The sequence below is a fragment of the Bradyrhizobium sp. USDA 4503 genome (assembly GCF_054055815.1).
This window is the reverse complement of sequence record NZ_JBSRXS010000001.1, coordinates 6189469-6215429: the sequence shown is the minus strand read 5'-3', so window position 1 is coordinate 6215429 and position 25961 is coordinate 6189469. Positions and strand designations below refer to the sequence as shown.

The following is a 25961-nucleotide window of genomic DNA, read 5'->3' as shown; positions in this document are numbered from 1 at the left end:
ATAAATATTATACTGAGTATAATTTTATGGTGACGGCGTGACGCGTGAACGAACCGATGTGGTTGTGGTCGGTGCCGGGCCGACCGGACTGCTGCTGGCGATCGAACTGACCCTGGGCGGCGCCGACGTGATCGTCATCGAGCGGCTGGCCGAGCCCGACCAGACCATCAAGGCCGGCGCGATCGGCGCGCTGGCAGGCGAGGCCCTCGAGCGCCGCGGCCTCGGCGATGCGATGAATGCGGTCGAACGCAGCATGGCGGACAGCATGTCCAGGCTCATGAAGGGCTCGGGCGATGCGAGCGACCTGCCGTTCAAGAAATTCGGCGGTCACTTCTCGGGCATTTTCCTGATCGACCAGACGCGTCAGCGCGAGCCGGACCGGCGGTTGCGCGGGGTGAACCAGCAAGCCCTGGAAAGCATGCTTGCCGAGCGCACCCACGCGCTCGGCATCGAGATCAGGCGCGGCTGCGAGTTGATCGATTTCGAGGATAGCGGCGACGGCGTCGTGGCGCAAACTAAGGACGCGTCCGGCGATGCCACGCTGCACGCGGCCTATCTCGTCGGCTGCGACGGCGGACGCAGCGCCGTGCGCAAGCGCGCAGGCTTCGCATTCCCCGGCACCGAACCGACCCTCACCGGACACCAGGCCATCGTCGATCTCGATCATCCGGATCGACTTCTGCCGGTCGGCTGGCGGCGAACGCCGGTCGGCATGATGGCCTATGGACCGATTCCTGGCCGGGTGTTCCTGGCCGAGTTCGACGGACCGCCGGCCGATCGCAGCGCGCCGGTGACGCGCGAGGAGATCGAGACCACCCTGCGCCGGCTCAGCGGCGTCGACGTTCGCGTCACCGCTGTCAAGACCGCGACGCGCTTCACCGACAATGCGCGACAGGCCGACAGCTATCGCAGGGGCCGCGTCCTCTTGGCGGGCGATGCGGCGCATGTGCACTCGCCATTCGGCGGACAAGGCCTCAATCTCGGCCTGCTCGATGCGGTCAATCTCGGCTGGAAGCTTGCGGCGGTCGTGTGCGATCGCATGCCCGACAGCCTGCTCGACAGCTACACCGAGGAGCGGCACCCGATCGCGGCAAGGGTGCTGGCCAACACCCGCGCCCAGGTCGCCTTGATGCGGCCTGACGTCATGACTGATGCCCTGCGCGAGATCGTCGCTGATCTGATGAGCCTCGACGAGGGCACCCGCTATTTCGGCGAAATGATCAGCGGCATCAGGATCCGTTACGATCTCGGCAGCGACCATCCATCGGTCGGCCGGCTCTCCGGCAATTTTGCTCTCGGCGACGACGGCGCGGAAACAACCCTGTTCGATCGGATGGAGGACGGCAGGGCCGTGCTGGTCGATGCGACTGATGGAGCCGCGTCAGCGATCGCGGCACGCTGGGATATCTTCGTGCGATGCGTGCCGCGACGTAGCGGCGCTTCGCTGCTGATCCGCCCGGATGCCTGCATCGCCTGGGCGGCCGACGACGCCGACACGACGGGCCTCGACGCCGCGCTGACGCGCTGGTTCGGGCCCGCCATGCCGTGACCTCGCAAGCGAGGTGCGCTGTCAGCGCGTCCCGAACGTGGTCTTGCCGAACAGCGCCTTCTGCGTCGAGGGCTGCGAGCGCCAGTATTGCGGCGGTGCGCTCACCTCGCCGCCGAGCTCGGCGGCAGCGTGCCAGCCCCAGCGCGGGTCGTAGAGCATGCCGCGGGCGAGCGCGACCATATCGGCCTTGCCGGACGAGACGATCTCCTCCGCCTGCTTCGCTTCCGTGATCAGGCCGACCGCCATCGTGGTAACGCCGGTCGCCTCCTTGACCGCCAGCGCCGCCGGCACCTGGTAGCCCGGCCCGAGCGGAATCTTCTGCAACGGCGAGACGCCGCCGGAGGAGACATCCATCCAGTCGACGCCGCGCTTCTTCAGCTCCCTGGCAAACTCGATGGTCTGCGCAAGGTCCCAGGCGCCCTCGACCCAGTCGGTCGCCGACACCCGCATGCCGATCGGCTTGTGATCCGGGAATACGGCGCGCACGGCGTCGAACACTTCCAGCGGGAAGCGCATGCGGTTTTCCAGCGAGCCGCCATAGCGGTCGGTCCGCTTGTTGGCGATCGGCGACAGGAACTGGTGCAGCAGATAGCCATGCGCGCCGTGCAGCTCGAGCGCATCGATGCCGAGCCGGTCGGCGCGCCTCGCCGACGCGACAAAGGCCTCGCGGATGCGCGTCAGGCCGGCGTCGTCGAGCGCCACCGGCGCGGTCTCGCCTTCCTTGTGCGGGACGCTGGATGGTCCGACCGTCTGCCAGCCGCCTTCGGCAATCGGGATCAACTGCCCGCCCTCCCAGGGGCGCTGGCTCGACGCCTTGCGGCCGGCATGGGCGAGTTGCATGGCGACCGCCGCTTTCGAATGCTTGCGCACCGAGGCCAGGATCGGCTTCAGCGCCGCCTCGTTGGCGTCATTGTAAAGACCGAGGCAGCCGGGCGTGATCCGCCCGATATCCTCGACATGGGTGGCCTCGATGCAGAACATCGCCGCGCCCGACAGGGCCAGCATGTTGATGTGGGTGAAGTGCCAGTCGTTGGCGGAGCCGTCGATGGCCGAATACTGGCACATCGGCGAGACCATGATGCGATTGGAGAGTCTCAGGTCGCGCAGTTCGATCGGGGAGAACAGGGTGCTCATGCGGCGGATATCCGGGATCGGGGAGAGGGCCCGGTTAAGATAGAGGCACCACGGCCGATCACCAACCGTCCGGATGGCCGCGCAGGCCGGGGCGCAGATCAGCAATGTCCTGACGGGGTCCCTCCGGGCCGGCGCCCTCAGTCCACCAGCGTGAACTGCAGCAGCAGGTTGCGCTGGATCAGGGAGAAATTGTCGTCGGAGACCATGGTCAGCACGGTCTCGCCCTCCTCCGTGACATGGGCGTCGATGCCTTCCATATTGTCGATCTCGTTGCCGAGATCGGCATTGAAGATCGCGGGGCCGTCGACCACGGCGCCGGGCGCGATATCGGACAGCGCGAGACGGCGGATGCGGATGCCGACGCCGCCGAACCAGGAGAATTTCCGCTCCAGAATCAACAGACCGCCCGACGGCAGCAGGACCGCGTCGCTGATATCGAAATTCTCGCTGCGACGGACGCTAAACTGGCCCGGCGTCTTGCCGCCGACCAGGAAGGCGACCAAATTGCCGCTCGCATCGAGCCCGCGTTCCGAGAATGCGATCAGCGTACCGGCAAGCGGCTGGCCTTTCGGCACGAAGACGAGCCCCTCCAGCCCCTTGTTGTTGGGAAGCTTGCGTGCCGCCGGCGGCAGCGCAATCACCTCGCCGCGCGAGCGGGTAAAGCCCTTGGCGAAATCGAAGCGCAGCACCTGGTTGACCCGCTCGAGACCGACATAGGCGAACGAGCCGTCGAGCGCGAGCGATTCCGAATCATACCAGCCGCGGGTCGCGGTGATCGGCCTGCCGTCGGCGCCGAGCAGCGGCGCCGCTTCGACATCCTCGAGCCCGACCATCTCCCGGCCGCGATAGACGATGCGGCCGGTGAACCAGCTGCCCTGGTCGCTGACCGCGATGAAGCGTTCGCCCTTGGCATCGAGCCGTAGCGCGGAGAGGCCGCCGAAGCCGGAGAACGACGAGGTCAGGATCAGGCCGCTGCGATATTCCAGCGCGCCGAACCGCGTGCGCGCGCGGTCGCGGATATCGAACGACGGCATTGGCCGCGCGTTGACGTCGATCGAAACCGGTTCGTTGACCCGGTAGGGGCTCGGCCTCGCAGCCGGCCTCGGCGTTGCCGGCGGCTGGGTCGCGCTCTGCGCCTGCGCAAGACGCGGCAATGCGGCGGCCGACAGCCCCGCCGCCATACCCTGGAGGAAACGGCGGCGGCTAGGGGATGAGCGCATGTCTCACGAGTGGAGGCGGCGCCGGATGCCCGGCGCGGGCGCCGAGCCGTGAGTCTCGCTGAACAGCTCGGCGAGCTTTTCGGTAATGGCGCCGCCGAGCTCTTCGGCGTCCACGATGGTCACGGCGCGGCGATAGTAGCGCGTCACGTCGTGACCGATGCCGATCGCGATCAGCTCGACCGGGGAGCGGGTCTCGATCTCGTCGATGATGTGTCGCAGATGCCGCTCGAGATAGTTGCCGGGATTGACCGACAGCGTGGAGTCGTCGACCGGCGCGCCGTCGGAGATCATCATCAGGATGCGGCGCTGCTCGGGGCGCGCGAGCAGGCGCTTGTGCGCCCAGTCGAGCGCCTCGCCGTCGATGTTCTCCTTGAGCAGGCCTTCGCGCATCATCAGCCCGAGGTTTTTCCGCGCGCGACGCCAGGGTGCGTCAGCCGACTTGTAGATGATGTGCCTGAGATCGTTGAGGCGGCCCGGATTGGCCGGCTTGCCGGCCGCGAGCCACGCTTCGCGCGACTGCCCGCCCTTCCAGGCGCGCGTGGTGAAGCCGAGGATCTCGACCTTGACGCCGCACCGCTCCAGCGTGCGCGCCAGGATGTCGGCGCAGGTGGCGGCGACCGTGATCGGGCGGCCGCGCATCGAGCCGGAGTTATCCAGCAGCAGCGTCACCACGGTGTCGCGGAAGGTCGCCTCCTTCTCATGCATGAAGGACAGCGGATGATAGGGATCGGTGACGACGCGCGACAGCCGCGCCGGATCGAGGATGCCCTCCTCGAGATCGAAATCCCAGGCGCGGTTCTGCTGCGCCATCAGCCGGCGCTGCAAGCGGTTGGCGAGCCGCGCCACGATGCCCTGCAGATGCGCGAGCTGCTTGTCGAGATAGGAGCGCAGCCGCTCGAGCTCGTCGTGATCGCAAAGGTCTTCGGCGGCGATCACCTCGTCGAACTTCGGCGCGAAGGCGTGATATTCCGGACCGCGCGGCTCGTTCTGTCCGCGCGCATTCGGCCGCGTCGCCTCGCCCGGCGTCTCGTCGTCGCCGAGCTCGCCGTCGTCGAACGTGTCCGACGTGGAGGCCTGCGCGCTCTCCATCGCGCTTTCGCTCATCTCTTCCGCTGACGTCTGCGCCTGGTCGGCGCTCATCTCCTGCGCGGCGTCGGAGTCGGGCGAGCCCTCGGCGCCGGACTGATCGCTCTCGCCGTCCTGATTCTCGTCCTGGTCGTCGTCATCGTCCGAATCCATGTTGCGGTCGTCGCCGAGATCGAGCGCCGACAGCAGATCATGGACGAGGTCGCCGAACCTCGCCTGGTCCTCGGTGAAACGGCTGAGCTTGTCGAGCCGCGAGCCGATCTTGTCCTCCAGGGTCGGACGCCAGAGATCGACCATCTTCTTGGCGGCCGCGGGCGGGGCCATGCCGGTGAGACGCTCGCGCACCAGCATCGCCAGCGCATCCGACAGCGGCGCGTCGGCGCGGTCGGTGATCTCATCATACTTGCCGCGATGGAAATGATCGTCGAGCATCGCGGTGAGGTTCTTCGCGACGCCCGCCATCCGCCGCGAGCCGATCGCCTCGACGCGCGCCTGCTCGACCGCCTCGAACACGCCGCGCGCCTGCGGATTACCCGGCATCAGCTTGCGATGCACCTTGGGATCGTGACAGGCGATCTTGAGCGCGATCGAATCGGCGTGGCCGCGCACGATCGCCGCATCGCGCTTGGTCATCTTGCGCGCCGGCTCCGGCAGCCGCGCCTTGCCGGGCGCAAGCCCCGGGCGCTCGGCGGCGAAGGAGACCTCGAGCTCCGGCTTCTTGGCGATCGCCTTCAGGCACGCCGACACCGAGCGCTTGAACGGCTCGGTCGGCGCTTCCTTGGATCCGGGACGGAATTTGATGTTGGAGGTTGTCATAGCGATTTCGTAAACCAATGGCGCGTTACGCCGCCGGGATACCCCTCAATCGAACCGAACTCTTTATATCCGTTGGCGCGGTAGAAGCCCGGCGCCTGGAAGCTCATCGTATCCAGATAGGATCGCGTCGCTCCGAAGCGCCGCGCCTCGTCCTCGATCGCCTTGATCAGCTTCGCGCCAAAGCCCTTGTTGCGAAACTTCTGCTCCATCCAGAACAACTGGATGAACAACACCGCGGTCCAGACCTCACCGACGATGCCGCCGACGATCTCGTCGCCTTGCCGCAGCGAGATGGCGAAGCGCTTGTACTTCTGCTTCCCCATCTTCTCGTTGTTGTAGTGGAGCAATCCGCCGAGCACCGCCTTCTTCGTCTTTGTGACTGTGCGCTCGACGGAGATTTTCGGCATGGACTAGCTGAGCGCCACGTTGACCGAGGATTCCGGCAGCTCGACGTTGAAGCAGCGCTGGTAGAACTCGGCGACCAGCGGCCGCTCCAATTCGTCACACTTGTTGAGGAAGGTGACGCGGAACGCGAAGCCGATATCGCTGAAGATGTCGGCGTTCTCGGCCCAGGTGATCACCGTACGCGGGCTCATCACCGTCGACAGGTCGCCATTGGCGAACGCGTTGCGGGTCAGATCCGCAAGCCGCACCATCTTGTTGACGATGTCGCGGCCTTCCTGCGTGCGGTAGTGCTTCGCCTTCGCCAGCACGATCTCCACTTCCTCGTCATGGGCCAGGTAGTTCAGCGTGGTGACGATCGACCAGCGGTCCATCTGGCCCTGGTTGATCTGCTGGGTGCCGTGATAGAGGCCCGAGGTGTCGCCGAGGCCGACCGTGTTGGCGGTCGAGAACAGGCGGAACGCCGGATGCGGCTTGATCACCTTGTTCTGGTCGAGCAGCGTCAGGCGGCCGGAAACTTCCAGCACGCGCTGAATCACGAACATCACGTCCGGGCGGCCGGCGTCGTATTCGTCGAACACCAGCGCGATATTGTGCTGCAGGGCCCAGGGCAGGATGCCGTCGCGGAATTCGGTGACCTGCTTGCCTTCCTTGACCACGATCGCGTCCTTGCCGACGAGGTCGATACGGCTGATGTGGCTGTCGAGGTTGACGCGCACGCAGGGCCAGTTGAGGCGGGCCGCAACCTGCTCGATGTGGGTGGACTTGCCGGTGCCGTGATAGCCGGTGACCATCACGCGGCGGTTCTTGGCAAAGCCCGCGAGGATCGCGAGCGTGGTGGCGCGGTCGAAGCGGTAGTCGCTGTCGACTTCCGGCACATGCGGATCGACTTCGGAATAGGCGGGAACTTCCAGGTCGCTATCGATCCCGAAGACCTGCCGGACCGACACCTTCATGTCGGGCAAGCCGACGGGTTCCTGAGCTTTGGTCTGGACGGCGGTCGTCATTCATCCTCCGAGGTCCCGGGCGTTCCCGAAACCAGATTAATCGTTTGGCTGCGGATGGGGTGCTTCGCATAAGCCTAGCAGAGAGCAACGGTTGGCAGAAGCCCGCGAGCAAATCAAAGTTCCGTTGTTCTATCATAAAGATAGGAGCGAAACTCGGTTTTTGGAAGGCTGCCCTGCAAATCCCGCCGTACTTTTGCCGCAGCACCACGACGGCCGGCCCGGGCCGGGCACTTTTCAGCCCGGCGGGGAGTTGTTAGCTCTCAAATCGATAACACCGCCACATGGGAATTTTGTGACTTCATTCCTTGACCCTTTGATCGCGTTCGTTTCGGCCCATGCCTGGCTTGCCTATCTGACGCTGTTTCTGGCCGCCCTGCTGGAGGCGGTGCCGGTGGTCGGCTCCCTGGTGCCGGGGTCGACCATCATCCTGGCGTTGAGCGCGCTGGTGCCGGGCGGCGAATTGAAGCTGTTGCCGGTGCTCGCCGCGGCGGCCGCCGGCGCGATGCTCGGCGACGGCACCGCCTACCTGATCGGCCACCGCAGCCAGCGCGAGATACTGTCGGCCTGGCCGCTTTCCAACTACCCGCGCGTGGTGGCGCAGAGCGAGGCCTTCTTCAACCGCTGGGGCGTGCTCGCGGTGTTCTTCGCCCGCTTCGTGCCGCCGATCCGCGCCTTCGTGCCGATCACGGCCGGCGCGCTCGGCATGCCGCCGGCGCGCTTCTACGCGGTCAACATCCCCGCGATCCTGCTCTGGGCGCCGGCGCATGTGCTGCCCGGCGTGCTCGCCGTCACCGCGCTGCATGACTATGCCGGCCTGCCGCATCATGGCCATGTCGGCAAGCATCTCTGGATGTTTGCGGTCGCGGGCGGCGCCGTGATCCTGGCGCTGGCTGTCTGGACCATCCGCCGCCGGCATGGCGGCAGCCTGATCGAACCGGCCAAGCCGGCGAAATAATTCCTTTCACTTGCGCATGATCTTCTCGGAAAACCGGTCTCCACTTTTCCGGATCATGCGCTAGATGCTGTTGGTCGTTCCCGCCCGCCCGGGTGCCGGACCGACATAGCGCGCGCGAGGCCTGATCAACTTGCCGAGCTGAAGCTGCTCGCTGGCATGCGCGATCCAGCCGACGCTGCGCGCCATCGCGAACAGCGCAAGCTCGCTGCCCGCGGGCATCCGCAGCGCATGCACCAGCACCGCCAGCGCGTAATCGATGTTGACGAATTCGCCCGTTGCCTCCGCGATCCGCTCCGGCACTTCCCTGGTGAATTTGCGCGGCGCGCCGGCCCGCGTCAGCGCCTCGAGCAGCGAGATCGCGCGCGGATCGCCCTTCTTGTAGACGCCGTGCCCGAAGCCGGCGAAACGTTCGCCAAGCGCGACCCGCTCACGAACCACCGGCGCAACGTCATTGTCGAGCATCGTCTTGACGAGGCGCGAGGCGAGCACGCCGGCACCGCCATGCATCGGTCCCTTCAGCGCGACGAGACCCGCGATCACGGCGTCGTACAGATTGAGCCCGGTCGATGCCGCGCAGCGTGCGGTGAAGGTCGACGCATTCAGTTCGTGATCGGCGAGCAGCACCAGCGCGCGGCGGATCAGGTCGGGCGCGTGCTTGTTGCCTGGCGTCCAAACCTGCGCCACCTGCTCGTGCAGCGGCTCGTTCGATGGCGCAGCGTTCAGCATGGTCGCGACCAGCAGCCGCAGGATGCGGCCGCCGACCATGGCGCGGCCGTCGGGCGCGCGCGTGAAGGCGCCGGGATCGGCACTTGCCGCCAGCGCCAGCACTGCCACCGTGCGGTCGATCGGCTGGGCGCGGCGCGCGGCCTCAGCGATCGCGCGCATTTCGTCCGAGAGGTGCGGGCAATTGTCCGGCGCGAACGGATCGACGCCGGTGACATCCCACAGCAGCGTCGCGGTGTGCTCCAGCGTGTCGCGCTCGGCGAGCTCGACGCAGTTGACGCCGCGATAGATCGGGCCTTGCTCGGTGATGGTTGCGATCGCCGAATCCATCACCGGCAGGTCGGCGTCGAAATTACGGAAGCCCCGCGGCTCCGGCGACGGCACGCGGCGCTCCTTCAACCCCCTGATGTCCTCGGCGCGGTAGCGGTGGCTGCGCGAATCCGGCGACGGCTCTGAGCGGATCAGCCCGCGGCTGACATAAGCGTAGAGGGTCGCCGGCGAGATCGCGAGCTCGGCGGCGGCTTCGCGAGCGGAGAGGTAAAGCTCGGCGGATTTTTTCATATTGATTTATATAATCAAGATTGATCAACTCGTCGAGAGGCCTGACCTTGAAGGGGTGAAGCAAGGAGATCAGGCCATGAATATGCACCTCACCAAGAGCCAGATCGGTCTGGACGGCGTTCCTGCCGCCGAGACCGTGTTGAGCCATGTCGACGGCGAGCGCGGCGAATTGATCATCGCCGGCGAGCACGTCGCCGACCTCGCGGGCAAGTCGAGCTGCGAGGGCGTCACGGCGCGGCTGTGGAACGGCGCCACCGGCAAGTCGCTGAGTGAAGCCAATGTCCGCGCCAGCCTCGGCGCCGCCCGCGAACGCGCCTTCGCCCGCCTGCCGGACCTGCTGCCGGCGACGCGCGGCATGTCGATCATCGACGGCTTCCGGGCCGCGATCGCAGGCCTCCGCGGCGAGAACGGGCTGGAGCACGAGGCGACCATCGTCGGCGCCTTCCCGGTGATCGCGGGCGCCCTGGTCCGGCGCGCCAGGGGCTGCGATCCGATCGCGCCGGACCCGAATGCCGGCCACGCCGCCGACACGCTGCGGATGCTGCTGGGCCGCAAGGTCGAGCCGCGCGAGGTGGCAGCGCTCGACGCCTATCTCGTCACCGTCTGCGACCACGGCATGAATGCGTCGACCTTCACCACACGGGTGATCGCCTCGACGCAGGCCGACCTGTTCGCGGCGATCACCGGCGGCTATTGCGCGCTGACCGGCCCGCTGCATGGCGGCGCACCTGAGCCGGTGCTCGAAATGCTGGACGCGATCGGGACGCGCGAGCGCATCAAGCCCTGGGTCGACGGCGCGCTGGCGCACGGCGAACGGCTGATGGGGTTCGGTCACCGCGTCTATCGCGTGCGCGACCCGCGCGCCGACGTGCTGAAGGTCGCGATCGAGCGCCTCGAGGCCAGTGGCGCCGACCTGCCGTTTGCCGCCGAGGTCGAGGCCTACATCCGCGAGGCGCTGCGGAAAAAGAATCCGGAGCGGCCGCTCGAGACCAATGTCGAGTTCTTCACCGCGATCCTGCTCGACGGGCTGGAAATCCCGCGACAGGCGTTCACGCCGATCTTTGCCACCGCGCGCGCCGCCGGCTGGACCGCGCACGCCCTGGAGCAGCGGCGCACCGGGCGCCTGATCCGGCCGAGCTCGTCCTATGTCGGGACGGTGCCGAAGGGGTGAGAACTAAGCCGCATCAACGTTTACGACGGCGGAGCCACACACTCCGCCGTCGTCCCGGCGAAGGCCGGGACCCACACGCCGCGGCCCATCGATGGGGCAATCGGGCAGACATCTTGTGCAAACGATAACGGCCGGTGGTTATGGGCCCCAGCTCCGTGCGCAACTGCGCACTAGGCAGGGGCGACGAGGACGAGAGACTTCAGGCCTCGCGCACCACGGTCTTCAGATAATTGTACGCCTTGATGATCTCGATCAGGCGATCCTCGGTGGAGCGGTCGCCGCCATTGGCGTCGGGGTGGTGCTGCTTGACCAGCGCCTTGTACTTCGACTTGACGTCTTCGAGCGTCGCCTCGGCCCCGAGCCCCATCACCTGCAGCGCCTTGCGCTCGGCGTTCATCACCTTGCGGGTCTCGGGCTTGGGCTCCGCGCCACCGGGTCCGGGGCGCCAGCGGCCGCGGCCGTTGAGCTCGGAGAATACGTGGAACGGATCGGAGGCGGCATCGAGACCGCTCTCGCCCTTCTTGCCGTTGTTGGCGCCCATCTTCCAGGTCGGACGGTGGCCGGTCAGCGCGTCCTTCTGGTAGCGCGCGACGTCGTCAGGGTTCATACCCTGGAAGAAATTGTAGGACTGGTTGTATTCACGGACGTGGTCGAGACAGAAGTGCCAATACTCGCGTGAATTCTCGCGGCCTTTCGGGGCGCGATGCGCGCCCTTGTTCTGGCAACCCGCCCACTCGCAGGTCACGGCCTGCTCGCCGGCCTGCGCCTGGCGCTTCGCACTGACCTTGGTCGGCTTGATGCGAATGGAGTCGAAGAATTTTGATGAATCGATCGGCATGTTCTCTTTGACTACGCAATGCACAAATCTTCAAGTCTTGACATTGCGCGGACCTCGTTTCCCGCTTGCACCATTGACGAAAAGCTGTCGCGAACCTAACTCCGCCGCCATGAGCACCAAAGACGCTATCATAAACAAGTTGCGTGAAGCTTTCTTGCCGGAAAGCCTCGACGTCGTCGACGAGTCACATCTGCATGAGGGCCACGCCGGCCACAGGCCAGGCGGGGAGACGCACTTTCGGGTATATATTGTGTCTCCGGCCTTCGAAGGGAAGAGCCGGATCGAACGCCATCGCATGATAAATGCGACGCTGGCGCAGGAACTCGCCGGCTCGGTGCATGCGCTGGCGATCCACGCCCACGGCCCCGGGGAAAAGCCGCGCTAGTTCGCGCTTGCCTCAAGACGAAGCGGTGGTTTTCCTCTATGAGAACAGGATGGACCTGCTCCATAGGTGAGCAGGTGAAACTACGGATTGCACCGCCACGCATGATATGGGGCCATTGATGATCCGTTGCTGGCCACGTTTCCGGTCGATCGTCACCGCCGCCGGCCTGCTCCTGATATGCGCGATGCGCCCGGCCTCGGCGCTGGACATGCCGAGCCCGTTCGTCCAGGAGGTTCTGATCAAGAGCATCCTGGTCTCGCTCAACGATGCGGTGGCGGCGAACAATTTCACCGTGTTCCACGCCAAGATCTCAAAGCCGTTCCGCGACCAGTTTCCACCCGACAAGCTCAAGACCATCTTCAAGGATCTGGTCGACAAGCACGCGGTGTTCGACGCCGTAGTCGCCAAGCCGATCGTTCTCGACGAGGACGCCAAGATCGACGACAAGGGCGTGCTGCGGCTGAAGGGTCATTTCGACACCACGCCCAAGCAGGTGAAGTATCAGCTCGGCTTCATCCCTTCCGACGGCGCCTGGAAGCTGTCGGGCATCTCGATCGATATCGAGTAGGTCCACGCCGCTGCCTGATCCGTCATCCCCGCGCAAAGGCTGCGCCTTTGTCGCTGGAGGAGCCGCGAAGCGGCGTCTCGAAGGATGCACGGCCACCGGCCGGGCCGTCGACCCTTCGAGACGCGCGCGATGCGCGCTCCTCAGGGTGACGGTGCTAGGAGACTGGCCAACTCGAACTAGAACGCCGTCCCCGCCCGCTTCGGCTTCTTCTCCTCCAGCTCGGTCTCGCGCGGGACGGCGACGATGCGCAGCGCGGTGATGCGGTTGCGCTCGCGGCGGAGCACGCGGAAGCGGAAGCCGTGGAAGGTGAAGCTCTGGCCGCGCTCCGGGATCGAGCGCGCCTCGTGGATCACGAGGCCGGCGACCGTGGTCGCCTCCTCGTCCGGCAGGCGCCAGTCCATTGCACGGTTGAGATCGCGGATCGGCACCGAGCCGTCGACCACCACGGATCCGTCCGGCTGCGCCCGCACGCCGGCGACCACGACGTCATGCTCGTCGGAGATATCGCCGACGATCTCCTCCAGAATGTCCTCCAGCGTCACCATGCCTTCGACCTCGCCATACTCGTCGACCACGAGGGCGAAGTGGGTCTTGCGGCGACGGAACGCCTTCAGCTGTTCGGAGACCGGACGCATCTCCGGCACGAACCAGGGCGGCAGCGCGATCGCCGAGGCATCGATCGCCGACATGTCACCCTCGTTGGCGCGCATCGCGCGCAGCAGGTCCTTGGCGTGGAGCACGCCGACGATGTTCTCCGGCTTCTCCCGCCACAGCGGGATGCGGGTGTATTCGCTCGCCAGCACCTCGCGCACCAGTTCCTCGGGCGGCAGGTCGGCGTTGACCATGGTCATCTCGGTGCGATGGACCATGACGTCGGAGACCTGCAGTTCGCTGAGATCCAGCAACCCGCCGAGCATGTCGCGATCCTGCTTCTCGACCTTGCCCTCGTGATGCAACAGATCGACCGCACCGCGCAGACGTTCGGTCGGCGACAGCACCGCCTGATGCGCCCCGACCTTGATGCCGAGCAGCTTCATCAGCGCCAGCACGATGGTCTCGATGATGGTAAGCAGCGGCCCCAGCACGAAGATTGTCAGCCGCATCGGCCGCGCGACCAAAAGCGAGATGCGGTCGGGCGCGTTGATCGCGATGGTCTTGGGCAGCACCTCTGCAAACACCACGACCATCACGGTCATGACAGCGGTGGCATAGAGCACGCCGACGTCGCCAAACCAGGCGGTGAACACGCCGGTCGCCAGCGCCGAGGCGCCGATATTGGCGATGTTGTTGCCGAGCAGCAGCGCGCCGATCATGCGCTCGCGCATGTTGACCAGCTTGGAGACCACACCGGCATCGGTGTTGCCCTGCTTCGACAGCCGCAGCATGCTGGCGCGCGAGGCGCCGGTCAGCGCCGTCTCACTCGCCGCGAAAAACGCCGAGATGAACAGGCAGAGCAGCACGATCGAGAAGGTGAACCATCCCACTGAACTGATCCGTGGCTAGAGCGTGATCCGGAAAAGTGTGTAGCGGTTTCCCGAAAAGATCATGCTCAAATCAAAAAGATAGAGCGGGATGACGATCCGAAGGAGAGGCATCCCGGTCTAGGCCTTCAGCTTGGCTTGCAGGAAGTCGCGCACCGGCTGCGGCTCGACATTGTTGGCGATCACGGCGCGGCCGACGGCCTCCAGCAGGATGAAGGTGAGCTTGCCGCGCTTGACCTTCTTGTCCTGCGCCATCAGCGCCAGCAGCGCGTCGGCGTCGGCAAGGCCTTCCTGCGCGAAGCCTGCGATATCCTGCAGGCGCGTCGGCAATCCGACCGCGGACAGATGACGCGCGATGCGCCCCGCATCGTCGGACGAAATCATGCCGAGCTGCGCCGAGAATTCCGCCGCCAGCACCATGCCGACCGCGACGCCCTCGCCGTGGAACAGCCGGTCGGAGAAGCCGGTTGCGGCTTCCAGCGCATGGCCGAAGGTATGGCCGAGATTGAGCATCGCCCGCTCGCCGGTCTCGCGCTCGTCGCGCGAGACGACGCCCGCCTTGGCGCGGCAGGAGGTTGCGATCGCGTGCTCGCGCCCGGCGCCGCCGGCGAAGATGTCGGTGTGGTTCTTCTCGAGCCAGGCGAAGAAGGCTTCGTCGCCGAGGATGCCGTATTTCGCGACCTCGGCGTAGCCGGCGCGGAACTGGCGCGGCGACAGCGTGTCGAGCACCGAGGTGTCGGCGATGACCAGCACCGGCTGGTGGAATGCGCCGATCAGGTTCTTGCCCTGCGGCGAGTTGATGCCGGTCTTGCCGCCGACGGAGGAATCGACCTGCGCCAGCAGCGAGGTCGGCACCTGCACGAAATCGACGCCGCGGCGCAGGATCGCGGCCGCGAAGCCGGCGAGATCGCCGACCACGCCGCCGCCGAGCGCGATCACGAGGTCATTGCGCTCGATCTTCGCCGCGATCAGCGCCTCGCTGACCTCGGTCAGCGTGGCATAGCTCTTCGAGCCCTCGCCCTCCTCGACGACGATCCGCGACGTCGGCACCCCCGCGGCGGCGAGCGACGCCTCGGTCGGCTCCAGCCAGTGCTTGGCGACGGTGCGGTCGGTGACGATGGCGGTACGCACGCCGGGCCGCAGCGCCGCGACACGCTCGCCGAGCGACTGCAGCACGTCGCGGCCGATCACGATGTCATAGGCGCGGTCGCCGAGCGCGACGTCGACGGTAACTGAGGCGGAATGTTTCAAGGGCGCAGTCATGAGGTCGCGTTCAATCCATCACAGGTGGTTGCTCGTCGGCCGGACGCGCACCGCACAGATGCGCATGCAGGGCCTCGAGGCATTCGTCGACGATGCGGTCGTGCGGCACGTCGCGCGAGGCAATCGTCAAATCGGCGGTGCCGTAGACCGGCTCGCGCTCGCTGAGCAGGCGGTTGACGGTCGCCTCCGGGTCGGGGGTGTGCAACAGCGGACGATCGGCGCGGCGGCGCACCCGGCGCATGATGATATCACTGTCGGCCTTGAGCCAGATCGAGATCGCGCGGTCGCGGATCCGGTTGCGGGTCTCCTCGCGCATGAAGGCGCCGCCGCCGGTCGCCAGCACGACCGGGCCATTGCCGAGGATACGGGCGATCACCCGCGCCTCGCCGTCGCGGAAATACGGCTCGCCCTTGCTCTCGAAGATCTCCGGGATCGTCATGTCCGCCGCCGCCTCGATCTCGGTGTCGGCATCGGTGAACGGCAGCTTGAGTCGCGCCGCCACCCGCCGGCCGATGGTCGACTTGCCGGCCCCCATCATGCCGACCAGCACGATCGACCGCGTCCCCAGCGCGGCCGCGATATCGGCCTCCAGGGTCGGGTGGGTGGGCGCCGGGACGGCTGCGTCGGACATCAAAAAGCTCGGATATTGGGACGAATTGTTCAGAATTCGAGCCACCTATACTACCCCCGGCGACACCCTTACCAGCGACTCTTGCAACCGCGCGGGGAACATGTTGGATGATTTCATTGGTTAATTCGCCGCCCGAGTCGCCTCCATGCCCAGCCTGTTCCGCTTCCTGACGGTCGTCGCCGTGATTTTCGGGATCGGCTACGGCATCGTCTTCGCGCTGGCGAATTTCGTGCACCCGAAGCCGCGGGAAATGACGGTGACCATCTCACCGGATAAGTTCCTCAAGAAATAGACGCTATGATTCCGGCATGCCCGCTGCTGCCAAAAATCCCGCCAAGACCCTCGCCAAGTCCTCCGACGCCAGACTGACCGCGTTGTTCCTCGACATGCTCGCCGCGGAACAGGGCGCCGGCGCCAACACGCTCGACGCCTACCGGCGCGACCTCACCGATTTCTCCGACTACCTCGCCCATGCCGGCGCCGATTTCACCAGCGCCGACACCGAGACGCTGCGTGGCTACCTCGCCGACCTCGATGTCAGAGGCTTCAAGTCGACCAGCGTGGCGCGGCGGCTGTCGGCGATGCGGCATCTCTACCGTTTCCTGCTCAATGAGCGGGTCCGCACCGACGATCCGGCCGCGATCCTGTCCGGCCCGAAGCGCGGCCGCGGCCTGCCCAAGGTGCTGTCGATCGCCGATGTCGACCGCATGCTGACCCGCGCCAAGGAACTGACCCAGACCGACGTCTCGCCGGCGCAGCGGCTGCGCGCGCTGCGGCTGTATTGCCTGCTCGAGGTGCTCTACGCCACCGGCCTGCGCGTCTCCGAGCTGGTGTCGCTACCGGTCTCGGCGGCGCGGCGCGATGCGCGGATGATCGTGGTGCGCGGCAAGGGCAACAAGGAGCGGCTGGTGCCGCTGAACGACGCCTCGCGCCAGGCGATGGCAGACTATCTCGCAGCGCTGGAGGTGATGCAGCCGAAGGCGAAGAAGGCCGCGCCGGCGAAATGGCTGTTTCCGTCCTCCGGCGAGAGCGGCCATCTGACCCGGCAGCATTTCGCCCGCGATCTGAAGGAGCTCGCGAGCGCCTCCGGCCTTGCGCCGCGGCTGGTCTCCCCGCACGTGCTGCGTCATGCGTTTGCCAGCCATCTGCTGCACAATGGCGCGGACCTGCGCATCGTGCAGACCCTGCTCGGCCACACCGACATCTCGACCACCCAGATCTACACCCATGTGGTCGAGGAGCGGCTGAAGAGCCTGGTCCGCGACCTGCACCCGTTGGCGGAGAAGTCCTAGGGATCCGAAGCCCAGAGACCTCAATACCTTCATCTGATCCGCCTTGACTTCCGCTTCGTCTCCGCAGAAAGAGCGTCACTTGCTTGCGATCCCGAAGCGTGCATTCCACCCGGATGCGCGTTAACCGTTTGAAGTTACAAAGCTTCTCTTTCCGACGCCGAAACCGCTTCGCCCCTCGCACCGATCTTCCCTATATTGAGTTGATGCCCGACCCGATGCGCAGCTATCTCGACTTCGAAAAACCCGTCGCCGAGCTTGAATCCAAGATCGACGAGTTGCGTGCGCTTGCCGCAAGCGGCAGCGACATCGGCGACGAGGTCGCGCGGATCGAGGACAAGGCGGCGCAGGCGCTCACCGAGCTCTATTCCAATCTGACGCCGTGGCAGAAGACGCTGGTGGCGCGGCATCCGCAGCGGCCGCACTTCACCGATTTCATCGGCGGCCTGATCACCGAATTCACCCCGATGGCCGGCGACCGCAAATTCGCCGACGACGAGGCCCTGGTCGGCGGCTTCGGCCGCTTCCGCGGCGAGAGCATCTGCGTGGTCGGCCAGGAGAAGGGCGCCACCACCGAGAGCCGCATCAAGCACAATTTCGGCATGGCGCGGCCCGAAGGCTACCGCAAGGCGGTGCGCCTGATGGAGATGGCCGACCGGTTCGGCATTCCGGTGCTGTCGATCGTTGATTCCGCCGGCGCCTATCCCGGCATCGGCGCCGAGGAGCGCGGCCAGGCCGAGGCGATCGCGCGCTCGACCGACGCCTGCCTGTCGCTCGGTGTGCCCAATGTCGCGATCGTCACCGGCGAAGGCATGTCGGGCGGCGCCATCGCCATCACCACGGCGAACCGCGTCCTGATGATGGAGCACGCGATCTACAGCGTGATCTCGCCGGAGGCGGCATCCTCGATCCTGTGGCGCGACGGCACCAAGGCGCAGGAAGCCGCCAACAGCATGAAGATCACCGCCCAGGACATGCTGCGCTTCGGCGTGATCGACCAGATCCTGAAGGAGCCCTCGGGCGGCGCTCATCGCGACCCGGGCGCGATGATCGCGACCACGGGCGATGCCATCGCCCAGGCGCTCAACGACCTACGAAATCTTGATCCGGACGCGATTCGCAAACAGCGGCGCCAGAAATTCCTCGATATCGGCCGCAAGCTCGGCTGAGGCGCCCAAACCGCCCGATTTTTCGTCCAAATCGACCAATTTTGCCGTAATTGGGCCCCGAGCCGGGTCTTTAACATTCCTTGAACCATGCCTGCTACCGTGAGGGCTGTCCGCCCCGGTTCAGGTTGCGAGCAGGGGTCGTCGAAGGCTAATATTTTACACAATGGCTTCAGGGCATATTCGCCGTGTTGGGGTCGCGAAAATCGCCCGGTGGGTGTGGAGCTCGGACTTGACTCATCGCACGCTCGTACGCGCGCTTCTGACCTCGGCGGTCCTCGCCGCAGGCGTCATGCTCGCCGGTTGTGACAGCGACCAGATCTCGCTCGCGCAGAACGCCAAGGCCAACCAGCCGGTCCCGCCAAAGCTCGTCGCTGCCATGACCGAAAAGGACATGGACATGCAGTCGCCGATCCTGGTGCGGCTGTTCAAGCAGGAGGCCGAGCTCGAGGTCTGGAAGCAGAACCGCTCCGGCCAGTTCGCGCTGCTCAAGACCTATCCAATCTGCCGCTGGTCGGGCGACCTCGGTCCGAAGGTCCGCGAAGGCGACCGCCAGGCGCCCGAAGGGTTCTACTCGATCAACCCGAGCCAGATGAACCCGCAGTCGGCCTATTACCTGTCGTTCAACACCGGCTATCCCAACGCCTTCGACAAGGCGCTCGGCCGCACCGGCTCGCAGCTGATGGTGCACGGCGATTGCTCTTCGCGCGGCTGCTACGCGATGACCGACGAGCAGATCGCAGAGATTTACTCGCTCGGCCGCGAATCCTTCTTCGGCGGCCAGAAGGCGTTCCAGCTGCAGGCCTACCCGTTCCGGATGACGCCGGTGAACATGGCCAAGCACCGCAACAATCCGAACATGCCGTTCTGGAAGATGATCAAGGAAGGCTACGATCATTTCGAGGTGACGAAGCAGGAGCCGAAGGTCGACTTCTGCGAGAAGAAGTATGTGTTCGACGCGGTGAAGGCGCCGGGCGCGACACGCGATCCGGTGTTCGACGCCTCCGCGAAGTGCCCGGCCTATGTGATCCCCGAGGAGATCGCGAGCGCCGTGCACGAGAAGGAGCAGAAGGACGCCGCCGAGACCGCCAAGCTGGTATCCAAGGGCACGCCCGTTGCGCGCCTCAACACCGGCATCGACGGCGGCATGAACGCGATCTTCGCCTCGAAGATTCCGGAAGGAAACACCGGCCTCTCCGAAGGCGGCGACAGCCAGGCGCTGGCATCGATGTCGCTGGCGCGCGCGCCCGGCACGATCCCCGGTACGGTCAATCCGCCGAAGCCCAATCTCGCGGTCCAGCAGGAAGAGCCGGTCGTGGCGACGACGTCGTCCACCGCATCGTCAGCCGGCACCCGCGTTGCCTCGGCGAACGCGTCCGACAAATCCGCCTCTGACAAATCCGCCTCTGACAAGTCCGAAGGCTTCTTCTCCAGCTTTGCCCGCAAGGTCGGGATCGGCGGCACCGCCGACGCCAGCAAGACGACCGCGCCGGCTCCGGCCGCTGCCGCACCAGCCAAGCCGAAGGTCGCCGAGGCCAAGCCGCAATCGGTGGTTCGCGTCGCCCCCAAGGCTGAGCCGAAGCAGGCCGCCAAGCCCGCGCCGAAGCCGGCAGTGACCACGGCCGCAGCCGCCGCACCGGCCCCGTCGTCGTCGACCCAACTCGCCGGCTCCGCGCCTGTCGTGCAGACCAACTCGTTCGACACCCGCTTCTCGGCGGTGAAGTAGGCGGGGCGCGTCTGCGCGAAGACAGCTCGCTGCCGCTTGTCGCAATGCTGCTGTAGCGCAAACTATTTCCAGCCGTCGTCCCTGCGAAAGCAGGGACCCATAACCACCGAACTTGATCGTGAATGGGATCGTGGCCCCAGCGTCGCGCAACAACTCTCATTTGGGGTAATGGGTCCTGGCTTTCGCCAGGACGACATTGAGTGTGTGGCGCGGTCTGTGAGTCACACCACAACGTTCTCGCGACATGATTTGTCCGAGCTTTGCTCTTCGTTCCGCCCTCTCCGTTGGCAGAGCGCGCAGGGAAAGCCGGGCGCCGATCGCACCCAAAGCGTCAGGCCTGCACGATTTCGCCGTCCGCGTTGCGTGCTTTCGTCAGTACCGCGCGCAGACGCCTCGTCGCTGCCGCACCGCCACGCTCGCAGGTTCGAACACCACGCTCCGTCACCGTCGCATGCGCGTTGACCGTTACATTCCGTGGCTTTCGAAAACCTTCTTGCAGCTTCGGCTCAGGCTGGCCCGCTTCATCTGGAGACAGCTCTGCACGGCGCCGTCATTGCCGAGGTCCTTCCGGCAGAAGCGCTGTGCATCGCGCGTGCACGCGCTCTGTTCCGATGGCGTACCGGAATGCTGCGCCAACGCGGCACCGCTGCTCATCACGGCAGCAGCAACAAGAGCTGCAATCGAAATATAGCGCATTGTGACTTCCTCCCGCGGCCTAACGGGCAGCGGGGGCCCATCGTTCCTTTGGGAACCCGGATTCCATCCTACTTCGGCCGCGGGTCCTCAAGCCCCTTGCCGGGATCTTCCAGATGCCCGGTGCGCGCGAGGTCGACGGCGGCGCCGAGCGCCTGCGCGACATTGCGCACCTGTTCCTGGAAGGCCTTGTCTTCGTCGAGATCGCGATGCGACGTCGCATAGGGCTTCATGTAGCCGACATAGCCATCGATCTCGGCCCTGCCGCCGGCCGAGATCAACTCCATGTCGGTGAGCCAGTCCGCAAGAAAGCGGCGGCATGTTTCCGCACCGACGCTGTCGCCGTGGACCACGATGCCGAAATGCCGGCCGCGCAAATGCGAGTTCGAGCGCCTTGGCTTCGCTCGCGGTCTTGCCGTGGGTCGAGGTCGGATCGGGATTGCCGCCATCGGCGCAGACCAGGCGATCGATCATCGCCTTGAGTCCGGTCGGCGTCTGGTACCAGTAGACGGGCGAGATGATCATGATGCCGTGCGCGCGCACCCACAGCGGATAGATCTCGTTCATCCAGTCGTCGGTTTGCCCGAGCGAGTAGTTTGGATAGCAGCTGCACGGCCAGTGGCAGAGTGCCATCGAGGTGGAGACGCAGGACTTGCAGGGGTGAATCTCCCTGCCGAACTCGGACGTCAGCCGCGACAGATCGAGCACATCGACCGCCAAGCCCATCTCGCGGAAGGCGGCCTCGGCGATCTCGACCATGCGCCAGCTTTTGGACATCTCGCCGGGACACGTGTGCTCGCTGCGCGAGGAGCCGTTGATCAGCAGGATATGCGGCGCTTCGTTTGGATCGTCGTGCCTGCGCTGCGCTTCATCGATGGCATCGCGCGCGGACAGCCAATCGACCGCGAGATCATAGTCGGGATCGGCAAAACCGGGGCCGGCCTTGCGGGTAACCGGCGCCTTGCGCGAATGACGATAGGCGTCCCAGGCGCCGGCGATGATCGTCGCAAGCTCCGTCTGCATGGATTGAAAGACCGGATCGGCAAATCGCTTGCGGTAGCGCCGTTCGAATTCATCGCGCGAAAGCTTGACCGGCGGCATCCCCTTGCGAACGTCCGGCTCCGTCATCGACACCTCTCCCTGCCTACAATCCATCGCCCGCCCTGCATCCCCATTGGCGCGCGAAGCCTCGGGATAAGCCTCGGGATTGAGCCTTGGGATCGGGTCGAGACGGGCAAGAGTTCAAGAGCATCGATCTGCATTTGGTTCCTTGCACGCCGATTAGGACCCATGCCGCGCCTGGTGCGTTGGATGGGAACCTGACCATGGATACGACAACCAGAGTTCGCGCACGCCGCCAGCGAGGCGCCCCCTTCCCGATCACCATTCGCCCGACCGCGGCGGACGCCATGATCGCGCGTGCGATCGCCCGCAACACCGCACCTGCGCCGGAAGAGATCGCCCGCACACTGACCTGGGGCGCTGACGAAAAGGTCCTGCTTGCGCTCGCCGCCGCAGGCTGGCTCGCCTCGCGCGGGCGCGGTGCCTCGCTCGAGCGCGCCGGCAATCACGCGCTGCTGGTGACGGTCGCAGCATCGCTGCTGCCGCATGGCCTGAAGTTGCTGTTCAACCAGACTCGCCCGGATCGCCTGACCGTGGCCGGCCATGCCAACGGCATCCCGATCTCTGGCAGGCGCGACGACGCCTTCCCATCCGGCCACGCGCTGCATATGGGCGCGCTGGCGTCGGCGGCAGCGACATTGCCCGCCGGCGCGCGCCGCCCAATCCAGGCACTCGCGGTCGGCCTCTCGCTGACGCGCATTATGGTTCTCGCACACTGGACGAGCGACGTGATCGCGGGATTCGGGCTCGGAGCACTTCTCGAGCGGCTGCTGCGATTGTGGACCGGCTATCCCGGTGACGATCCACCGCGGGGCAAGGCGCGATGAGCGAATATGTCATCCGCTTTCTCGTGGGCGGGGCCGTGGTGTCGGCCTTCGCGATGCTGGGTGACGTGCTGCGTCCGAAGAGCTTCGCCGGGCTGTTCGGCGCCGCGCCGTCGGTTGCGCTCGCCACCCTCGGCATCGCCGTGTACCAGCACGGCACCGACTATGCCGGCCTGCAGAGCCGCGCGATGATGGCTGGCGCCGTTGCGCTGGCCATCTATAGCTTCGTGGTCTGCCAATTGCTGATTCGCGCGAGGCTCCGCGCTGCCCCCGCCACCTTGCTGGCGCTTGTCGTCTGGCTCGCGATCGTCTTCGGCTTGCTGGGCGTTGCCGGAGGACAGGCATGACACCGGTCCGCGTCTCACTGTCCTCGCTCAGGGAAAGCCGGTGGACCGAATATCTGATCCGCTTCGTGCTCGGTGGCGGCGCCACCGTCCTGACCGGACTGATCAGCAGCACGTGCGGCGCCTATGTCGGCGGCGCCTTTCTTGCACTCCCCGCCATCTTCTGCGCCAGCGCCACCCTCATCGAGAAGCATGAAATCCGCCGCAAGCGGAACGCCGGCCTCGACGGCACGTGGCGCGGGCAGCAGGCCGCGGCGCTCGATGCGGCGGGCGCAGCGCTCGGCGCGGTCGGCATGCTGGCATTCGCCATCGTCTTCGCGCTGACGGTGGGCCGCAGCGTCCCGGCCGCCTTCATCGCGGCATCGCTGGCCTGGCTGATCTGCTCGGTCGCGGCCTGGTATGTGCGTCGCGAGATACGATCGGCACGGCGGACGCGGACGCCGGGAGACGGCGTGATCGGCCGCAAGGCCGACCGCCTGCCGCATTGAAGCCTGCTACGGCGCCAGATAGCGCAGCAGTTCCGGATCGCTCCGCACCTCGCTGGCGCCGCCCTGCAGCGCGACGCGGCCGCGGTCCAGCACATAGGCATAGTCGGCGACGCGCAGCGCGAGGTCGAGATGCTGCTCGACGATCACGACCGAGATGCTTTTGGCGAGCTCGATCAGCCGTTCGGTGATCTCCTCGATCACGCCGATCCAGACGCCTTCGGTCGGCTCGTCCAGCAGCAGCAGCTTTGGATTGCCGAGCATGGCGCGGCCGATCGCCAGCATCTTGCGCTCGCCGCCGGACAGCGTGCCGGCCGGCTGGTCGAGCCGCTGGCCGAGTTTCGGAAAGATGGCCAGCACGCGATCGACGGCGCTGGCATCGGAATTGAACAGCGAGCCGACGGCGAGGTTGTCGCGCACCGACAGGCGGGCGAACACCGAATGCTCCTGCGGCACATAGCCGATGCCGGAGCGCACCCGCTCCTCGGTGCGGCGGCGGGTGATGTCGCGGCCGTCGAAGAACAACTCGCCCTGCGAGCTTGCGAGCTCGCCGACGATGGTCTTCATCAGCGTGGTCTTGCCGGCGCCGTTGCGGCCGAGCACGGCGACGCCGCCGCGCCAGGGAATGCCGATGTTGACATCGAACAGGACCTGGCTGCGGCCATAACCGGCGTCGAGATGCCGGATATCGAGGAAGGTTTGCTCAGGCACGGCGAAGATAGATCTCCTGGACGCTTTTGTTGGCCTGGATTTCCGCGACCGTTCCCGAGGCCAGCACCTTGCCCTGGTCGAGCACGGTGAGGCGGTCGCAGATGTCGCGGATGAAATCGAGGTCGTGTTCGACGATGACGAGCGAGCAATGCTGCTTGATCGGCTGCAACAGCTCGCCGGTGACGCGGCGCTCCTCGAGGCTCATGCCGCCGGTCGGCTCGTCCAGCAGCAACAGCCGTGGCTTGCCGGCGAGCGCCATCGCGATCTCGAGCCATTGCTGCTGGCCGTGCGACAGGGCCGCGGCGGCATCATGTGCGCGATCGGCGAGCCGGAACTGGGTCAGCATCGTCATCACCTGATCGTGCAGCTTCTTGCGGGTCCGCGACAGCACGAGGTCGAACAGCGAGCAGTGTGCCTGCAGCGCCAGCAGGATGTTGTCGTACAGCGTCAGCGTCGGCAGCACCGAGGTGATCTGGAACTTCAGGCTCATGCCGGCGCGCGCGCGCTCGGTCGGCGTGAACGCGGTGATGTCGGTGTTGACGAAGGAGACCTTGCCCGTGGTCGGCACCTCGGCGCCGGCGACGCATTTCATCAGCGTGCTCTTGCCCGAGCCGTTGGGGCCGATCAGGCCGTGGAACTCGTTCTCGCCGACGGTCAGCGCTGCACCGTCGAGCGCGGTCAGCTTGCCGAACACTTTGCTGATCCCTTGCGCCTCAAGGAGCGGCATTGCCGGTCTCCTTCGGGGCTTTGCCGAAACTGCCGACCCGCTCGCGCTCGCCGAGCACGAAGGAGATCAGCCCGAGCGGCCGGAACATGATGACGAGCAGCAGCAGCACGCCGAGGATGATCGGCCAGACGTCGCGGTAATTGTCGGACAGCCAGAAGCTGACGCCCTCGATGATCACGGTGCCGATCACGGCGCCGATCAGCGTGCCGGAGCCGCCGAACAAGACGTAGAGCACGACCTGGGTCGAGAACACGACGCCCAGCATGTTGGGCCAGACGAAGCCCTCGTGGAAGGCATAGAGGCTGCCGGCAAGACCGGCGATGGTGCCGCCGACTGCAAAGATGATCGCCTTCAGATGCTGCGCCTTGTAGCCGAAGAAGGCGATGCGCTGCTCGTTCTCGCGCAGGCCGGCGAGCGCGAGGCCGAATTGCGAGCGGACCAGGAAGCGGCAGAGCAGATAGACGACCACGAGGATGCCGAGCACCATGTAGTAGTAGATCGGCCCCTCCTCGAACTCGTAGCTGCCGAGGGTGAGCGGCGGGATCGACGGGATGCCGTTCTGGCCGCCGAGATAGTACCAGCCGCGCGCCAGCCGGTCCGCGGCATAGGAGCCGGTGAGGGTGCCGAGCGAGACGAAGATCACGCTCGAGGGATAACGCCCGAGCAGCAGGAAGCCGCCGAGCAGCAGCGACGCGGTGAGCCCGATCAGCGTTCCGGCAGGCAGGATCAGGAGGATCGAGGTGACGTTGAGATCGCGCGCCAAGAGCGCCACGCCGTAGCCGGCGGCGCCGAAGAACAGCGCCTGGCCGAAGCTCATGATGCCGGCATAGCCCCACACCAGGTCGAACGACAGGGCGAACAACGCGAGGATCACCACGCGGGTGGCGAACACCGTCAGATAGTCCTGCAGCACCCATGGCAGGACCAGTGCGATCAGCAGCACCAGCCCTTCCACGATCGGCAGGACCTTCCATCCTGCCGATACCCGTCCCGCCGGCGCGCTTGCGGCCGGTGCACCCTCGCCCGTCACGACATCTGGTTCCTCACCGACGCGTGCGACAGCCTCTCTTGCTCCAACCATGGA

The 25961-nt window shown here is 66.1% G+C and carries 26 protein-coding genes and 1 pseudogene; 12 read left to right on the top strand and 15 right to left on the bottom strand.

Translation table 11 applies throughout. The features are described 5' to 3' along the window. Positions 1–37 precede the first annotated feature (37 nt). The gene (locus ACVMIH_RS29585; protein WP_456864323.1) at positions 38–1549 is read left to right on the top strand and encodes an FAD-dependent monooxygenase; all 1512 of its coding nucleotides are present in this window, start codon (positions 38–40) and stop codon (positions 1547–1549) included. A gap of 21 nt (positions 1550–1570) precedes the next feature. Here the strand turns inward: ACVMIH_RS29585 and ACVMIH_RS29580 are convergent, their stop codons facing one another. From ACVMIH_RS29580 to cobS, 5 genes are all read right to left on the bottom strand, one after another. Beyond that, on the bottom strand, positions 1571–2683 hold the full coding sequence (locus ACVMIH_RS29580; RefSeq protein ID WP_456864321.1) for an NADH:flavin oxidoreductase/NADH oxidase: 1113 nt from the start codon (positions 2681–2683) through the stop codon (positions 1571–1573). 137 nt (positions 2684–2820) lie between these two features. Further along, positions 2821–3903, bottom strand: coding sequence for an esterase-like activity of phytase family protein (locus tag ACVMIH_RS29575; RefSeq protein WP_229190795.1), 1083 nt, complete (start codon positions 3901–3903; stop codon positions 2821–2823). Between the two features lie 3 nt (positions 3904–3906). Continuing rightward, entirely contained in the window at positions 3907–5805 is a 1899-nt protein-coding gene (gene cobT / locus ACVMIH_RS29570) for a cobaltochelatase subunit CobT (RefSeq protein WP_028343273.1), read from the bottom strand. Further along, on the bottom strand, positions 5802–6212 hold the full coding sequence (locus ACVMIH_RS29565; protein ID WP_229190794.1) for a GNAT family N-acetyltransferase: 411 nt from the start codon (positions 6210–6212) through the stop codon (positions 5802–5804). The genes cobT and ACVMIH_RS29565 overlap by 4 nt, the downstream gene beginning before the upstream one ends. Before the next feature lie 3 nt (positions 6213–6215). Continuing rightward, complete coding sequence (gene cobS / locus ACVMIH_RS29560; protein WP_057015539.1) at positions 6216–7214, bottom strand: cobaltochelatase subunit CobS; 999 nt, start codon at positions 7212–7214, stop codon at positions 6216–6218. 292 nt (positions 7215–7506) lie between these two features. Between cobS and ACVMIH_RS29555 the strand changes: the two genes are divergently transcribed. Beyond that, the gene (locus ACVMIH_RS29555; RefSeq protein ID WP_057015540.1) at positions 7507–8169 is read left to right on the top strand and encodes a DedA family protein; all 663 of its coding nucleotides are present in this window, start codon (positions 7507–7509) and stop codon (positions 8167–8169) included. Positions 8170–8229: 60 nt separating this feature from the next. Here the strand turns inward: ACVMIH_RS29555 and ACVMIH_RS29550 are convergent, their stop codons facing one another. After that, positions 8230–9453, bottom strand: coding sequence for a citrate/2-methylcitrate synthase (locus tag ACVMIH_RS29550; RefSeq protein ID WP_057015541.1), 1224 nt, complete (start codon positions 9451–9453; stop codon positions 8230–8232). Positions 9454–9529: 76 nt separating this feature from the next. On the opposite strand from ACVMIH_RS29550, the gene ACVMIH_RS29545 reads away from it, so the two are divergent. Then, positions 9530–10624, top strand: a complete 1095-nt coding sequence (locus ACVMIH_RS29545; RefSeq protein WP_456864318.1) for a citrate synthase/methylcitrate synthase — start codon at positions 9530–9532, stop codon at positions 10622–10624. Positions 10625–10823: 199 nt separating this feature from the next. Here the strand turns inward: ACVMIH_RS29545 and ACVMIH_RS29540 are convergent, their stop codons facing one another. Beyond that, positions 10824–11462, bottom strand: coding sequence for a J domain-containing protein (locus ACVMIH_RS29540; RefSeq protein ID WP_028338207.1), 639 nt, complete (start codon positions 11460–11462; stop codon positions 10824–10826). Between the two features lie 109 nt (positions 11463–11571). On the opposite strand from ACVMIH_RS29540, the gene ACVMIH_RS29535 reads away from it, so the two are divergent. Both ACVMIH_RS29535 and ACVMIH_RS29530 read left to right on the top strand, forming a co-directional pair. Continuing rightward, positions 11572–11847 carry a BolA family protein gene (locus ACVMIH_RS29535; protein ID WP_028338206.1) on the top strand — a complete coding sequence of 92 codons (276 nt, stop codon included), beginning with the start codon at positions 11572–11574 and terminating at the stop codon, positions 11845–11847. 118 nt (positions 11848–11965) lie between these two features. After that, a complete protein-coding gene (locus ACVMIH_RS29530; protein WP_456783226.1) occupies positions 11966–12415 on the top strand; it encodes a hypothetical protein in 450 nt (149 codons plus the stop codon). 176 nt (positions 12416–12591) lie between these two features. On the opposite strand, the gene ACVMIH_RS29525 is transcribed toward ACVMIH_RS29530, so the two are convergent. The 3 genes from ACVMIH_RS29525 to ACVMIH_RS29515 all read right to left on the bottom strand — a co-directional run bounded on the left by ACVMIH_RS29525 (position 12592) and on the right by ACVMIH_RS29515 (position 15790). Next, positions 12592–13899 (bottom strand): HlyC/CorC family transporter, encoded by a 1308-nt coding sequence (locus ACVMIH_RS29525; RefSeq protein ID WP_076824825.1) that lies wholly within the window; start codon positions 13897–13899, stop codon positions 12592–12594. Positions 13900–14016: 117 nt separating this feature from the next. Next, complete coding sequence (aroB, locus tag ACVMIH_RS29520) at positions 14017–15159, bottom strand: 3-dehydroquinate synthase (RefSeq protein ID WP_456864316.1); 1143 nt, start codon at positions 15157–15159, stop codon at positions 14017–14019. Positions 15160–15169: 10 nt separating this feature from the next. Further along, complete coding sequence (locus ACVMIH_RS29515) at positions 15170–15790, bottom strand: shikimate kinase (protein WP_076824827.1); 621 nt, start codon at positions 15788–15790, stop codon at positions 15170–15172. A 145-nt stretch (positions 15791–15935) separates the two neighbouring features. Here ACVMIH_RS29515 and ACVMIH_RS29510 point away from each other — a divergent pair, with 145 nt between their 5' ends. The 4 genes from ACVMIH_RS29510 (at position 15936) to ACVMIH_RS29495 (ending at position 19971) form a co-directional block, all read left to right on the top strand. After that, complete coding sequence (locus ACVMIH_RS29510) at positions 15936–16082, top strand: histidine kinase (RefSeq protein ID WP_253638074.1); 147 nt, start codon at positions 15936–15938, stop codon at positions 16080–16082. A 16-nt stretch (positions 16083–16098) separates the two neighbouring features. Further along, on the top strand, positions 16099–17082 hold the full coding sequence (xerD, locus tag ACVMIH_RS29505) for a site-specific tyrosine recombinase XerD (RefSeq protein WP_057015546.1): 984 nt from the start codon (positions 16099–16101) through the stop codon (positions 17080–17082). Between the two features lie 203 nt (positions 17083–17285). Then, positions 17286–18248: an acetyl-CoA carboxylase carboxyltransferase subunit alpha gene (locus ACVMIH_RS29500; RefSeq protein WP_057015547.1), complete on the top strand. Its 963-nt coding sequence runs from the start codon at positions 17286–17288 to the stop codon at positions 18246–18248. A 229-nt stretch (positions 18249–18477) separates the two neighbouring features. Beyond that, entirely contained in the window at positions 18478–19971 is a 1494-nt protein-coding gene (locus ACVMIH_RS29495; RefSeq protein WP_229189795.1) for a L,D-transpeptidase family protein, read from the top strand. Between the two features lie 465 nt (positions 19972–20436). Here ACVMIH_RS29495 and ACVMIH_RS29490 read toward each other — a convergent pair whose 3' ends face one another. Both ACVMIH_RS29490 and ACVMIH_RS29485 read right to left on the bottom strand, forming a co-directional pair. Beyond that, entirely contained in the window at positions 20437–20667 is a 231-nt protein-coding gene (locus ACVMIH_RS29490; RefSeq protein WP_057015635.1) for a hypothetical protein, read from the bottom strand. A 68-nt stretch (positions 20668–20735) separates the two neighbouring features. Further along, positions 20736–21792 (bottom strand): annotated as a pseudogene (locus tag ACVMIH_RS29485) (flavodoxin family protein). 197 nt (positions 21793–21989) lie between these two features. On the opposite strand from ACVMIH_RS29485, the gene ACVMIH_RS29480 reads away from it, so the two are divergent. Genes ACVMIH_RS29480 through ACVMIH_RS29470 form a run of 3 tightly spaced genes read left to right on the top strand, consistent with a single transcriptional unit; the run spans position 21990 to position 23442 of the window. After that, the gene (locus ACVMIH_RS29480) at positions 21990–22613 is read left to right on the top strand and encodes a phosphatase PAP2 family protein (RefSeq protein WP_168858590.1); all 624 of its coding nucleotides are present in this window, start codon (positions 21990–21992) and stop codon (positions 22611–22613) included. Further along, positions 22610–22957, top strand: a complete 348-nt coding sequence (locus ACVMIH_RS29475; protein WP_057015633.1) for a DUF3147 family protein — start codon at positions 22610–22612, stop codon at positions 22955–22957. Before ACVMIH_RS29480 ends, ACVMIH_RS29475 begins: the two co-directional genes overlap by 4 nt. Beyond that, a complete protein-coding gene (locus ACVMIH_RS29470; RefSeq protein ID WP_076824835.1) occupies positions 22954–23442 on the top strand; it encodes a DUF3147 family protein in 489 nt (162 codons plus the stop codon). The genes ACVMIH_RS29475 and ACVMIH_RS29470 overlap by 4 nt, the downstream gene beginning before the upstream one ends. Positions 23443–23448: 6 nt before the next feature. Here the strand turns inward: ACVMIH_RS29470 and ACVMIH_RS29465 are convergent, their stop codons facing one another. The 3 genes from ACVMIH_RS29465 to ACVMIH_RS29455 are packed head-to-tail and all read right to left on the bottom strand — an operon-like array spanning position 23449 to position 25958. Beyond that, on the bottom strand, positions 23449–24150 hold the full coding sequence (locus tag ACVMIH_RS29465) for a branched-chain amino acid ABC transporter ATP-binding protein (RefSeq protein WP_057015632.1): 702 nt from the start codon (positions 24148–24150) through the stop codon (positions 23449–23451). Further along, entirely contained in the window at positions 24143–24877 is a 735-nt protein-coding gene (locus tag ACVMIH_RS29460) for an ABC transporter ATP-binding protein (RefSeq protein WP_021081562.1), read from the bottom strand. Before ACVMIH_RS29460 ends, ACVMIH_RS29465 begins: the two co-directional genes overlap by 8 nt. Further along, complete coding sequence (locus ACVMIH_RS29455) at positions 24864–25958, bottom strand: branched-chain amino acid ABC transporter permease (protein WP_253588262.1); 1095 nt, start codon at positions 25956–25958, stop codon at positions 24864–24866. Before ACVMIH_RS29455 ends, ACVMIH_RS29460 begins: the two co-directional genes overlap by 14 nt. Positions 25959–25961: the final 3 nt, after the last annotated feature.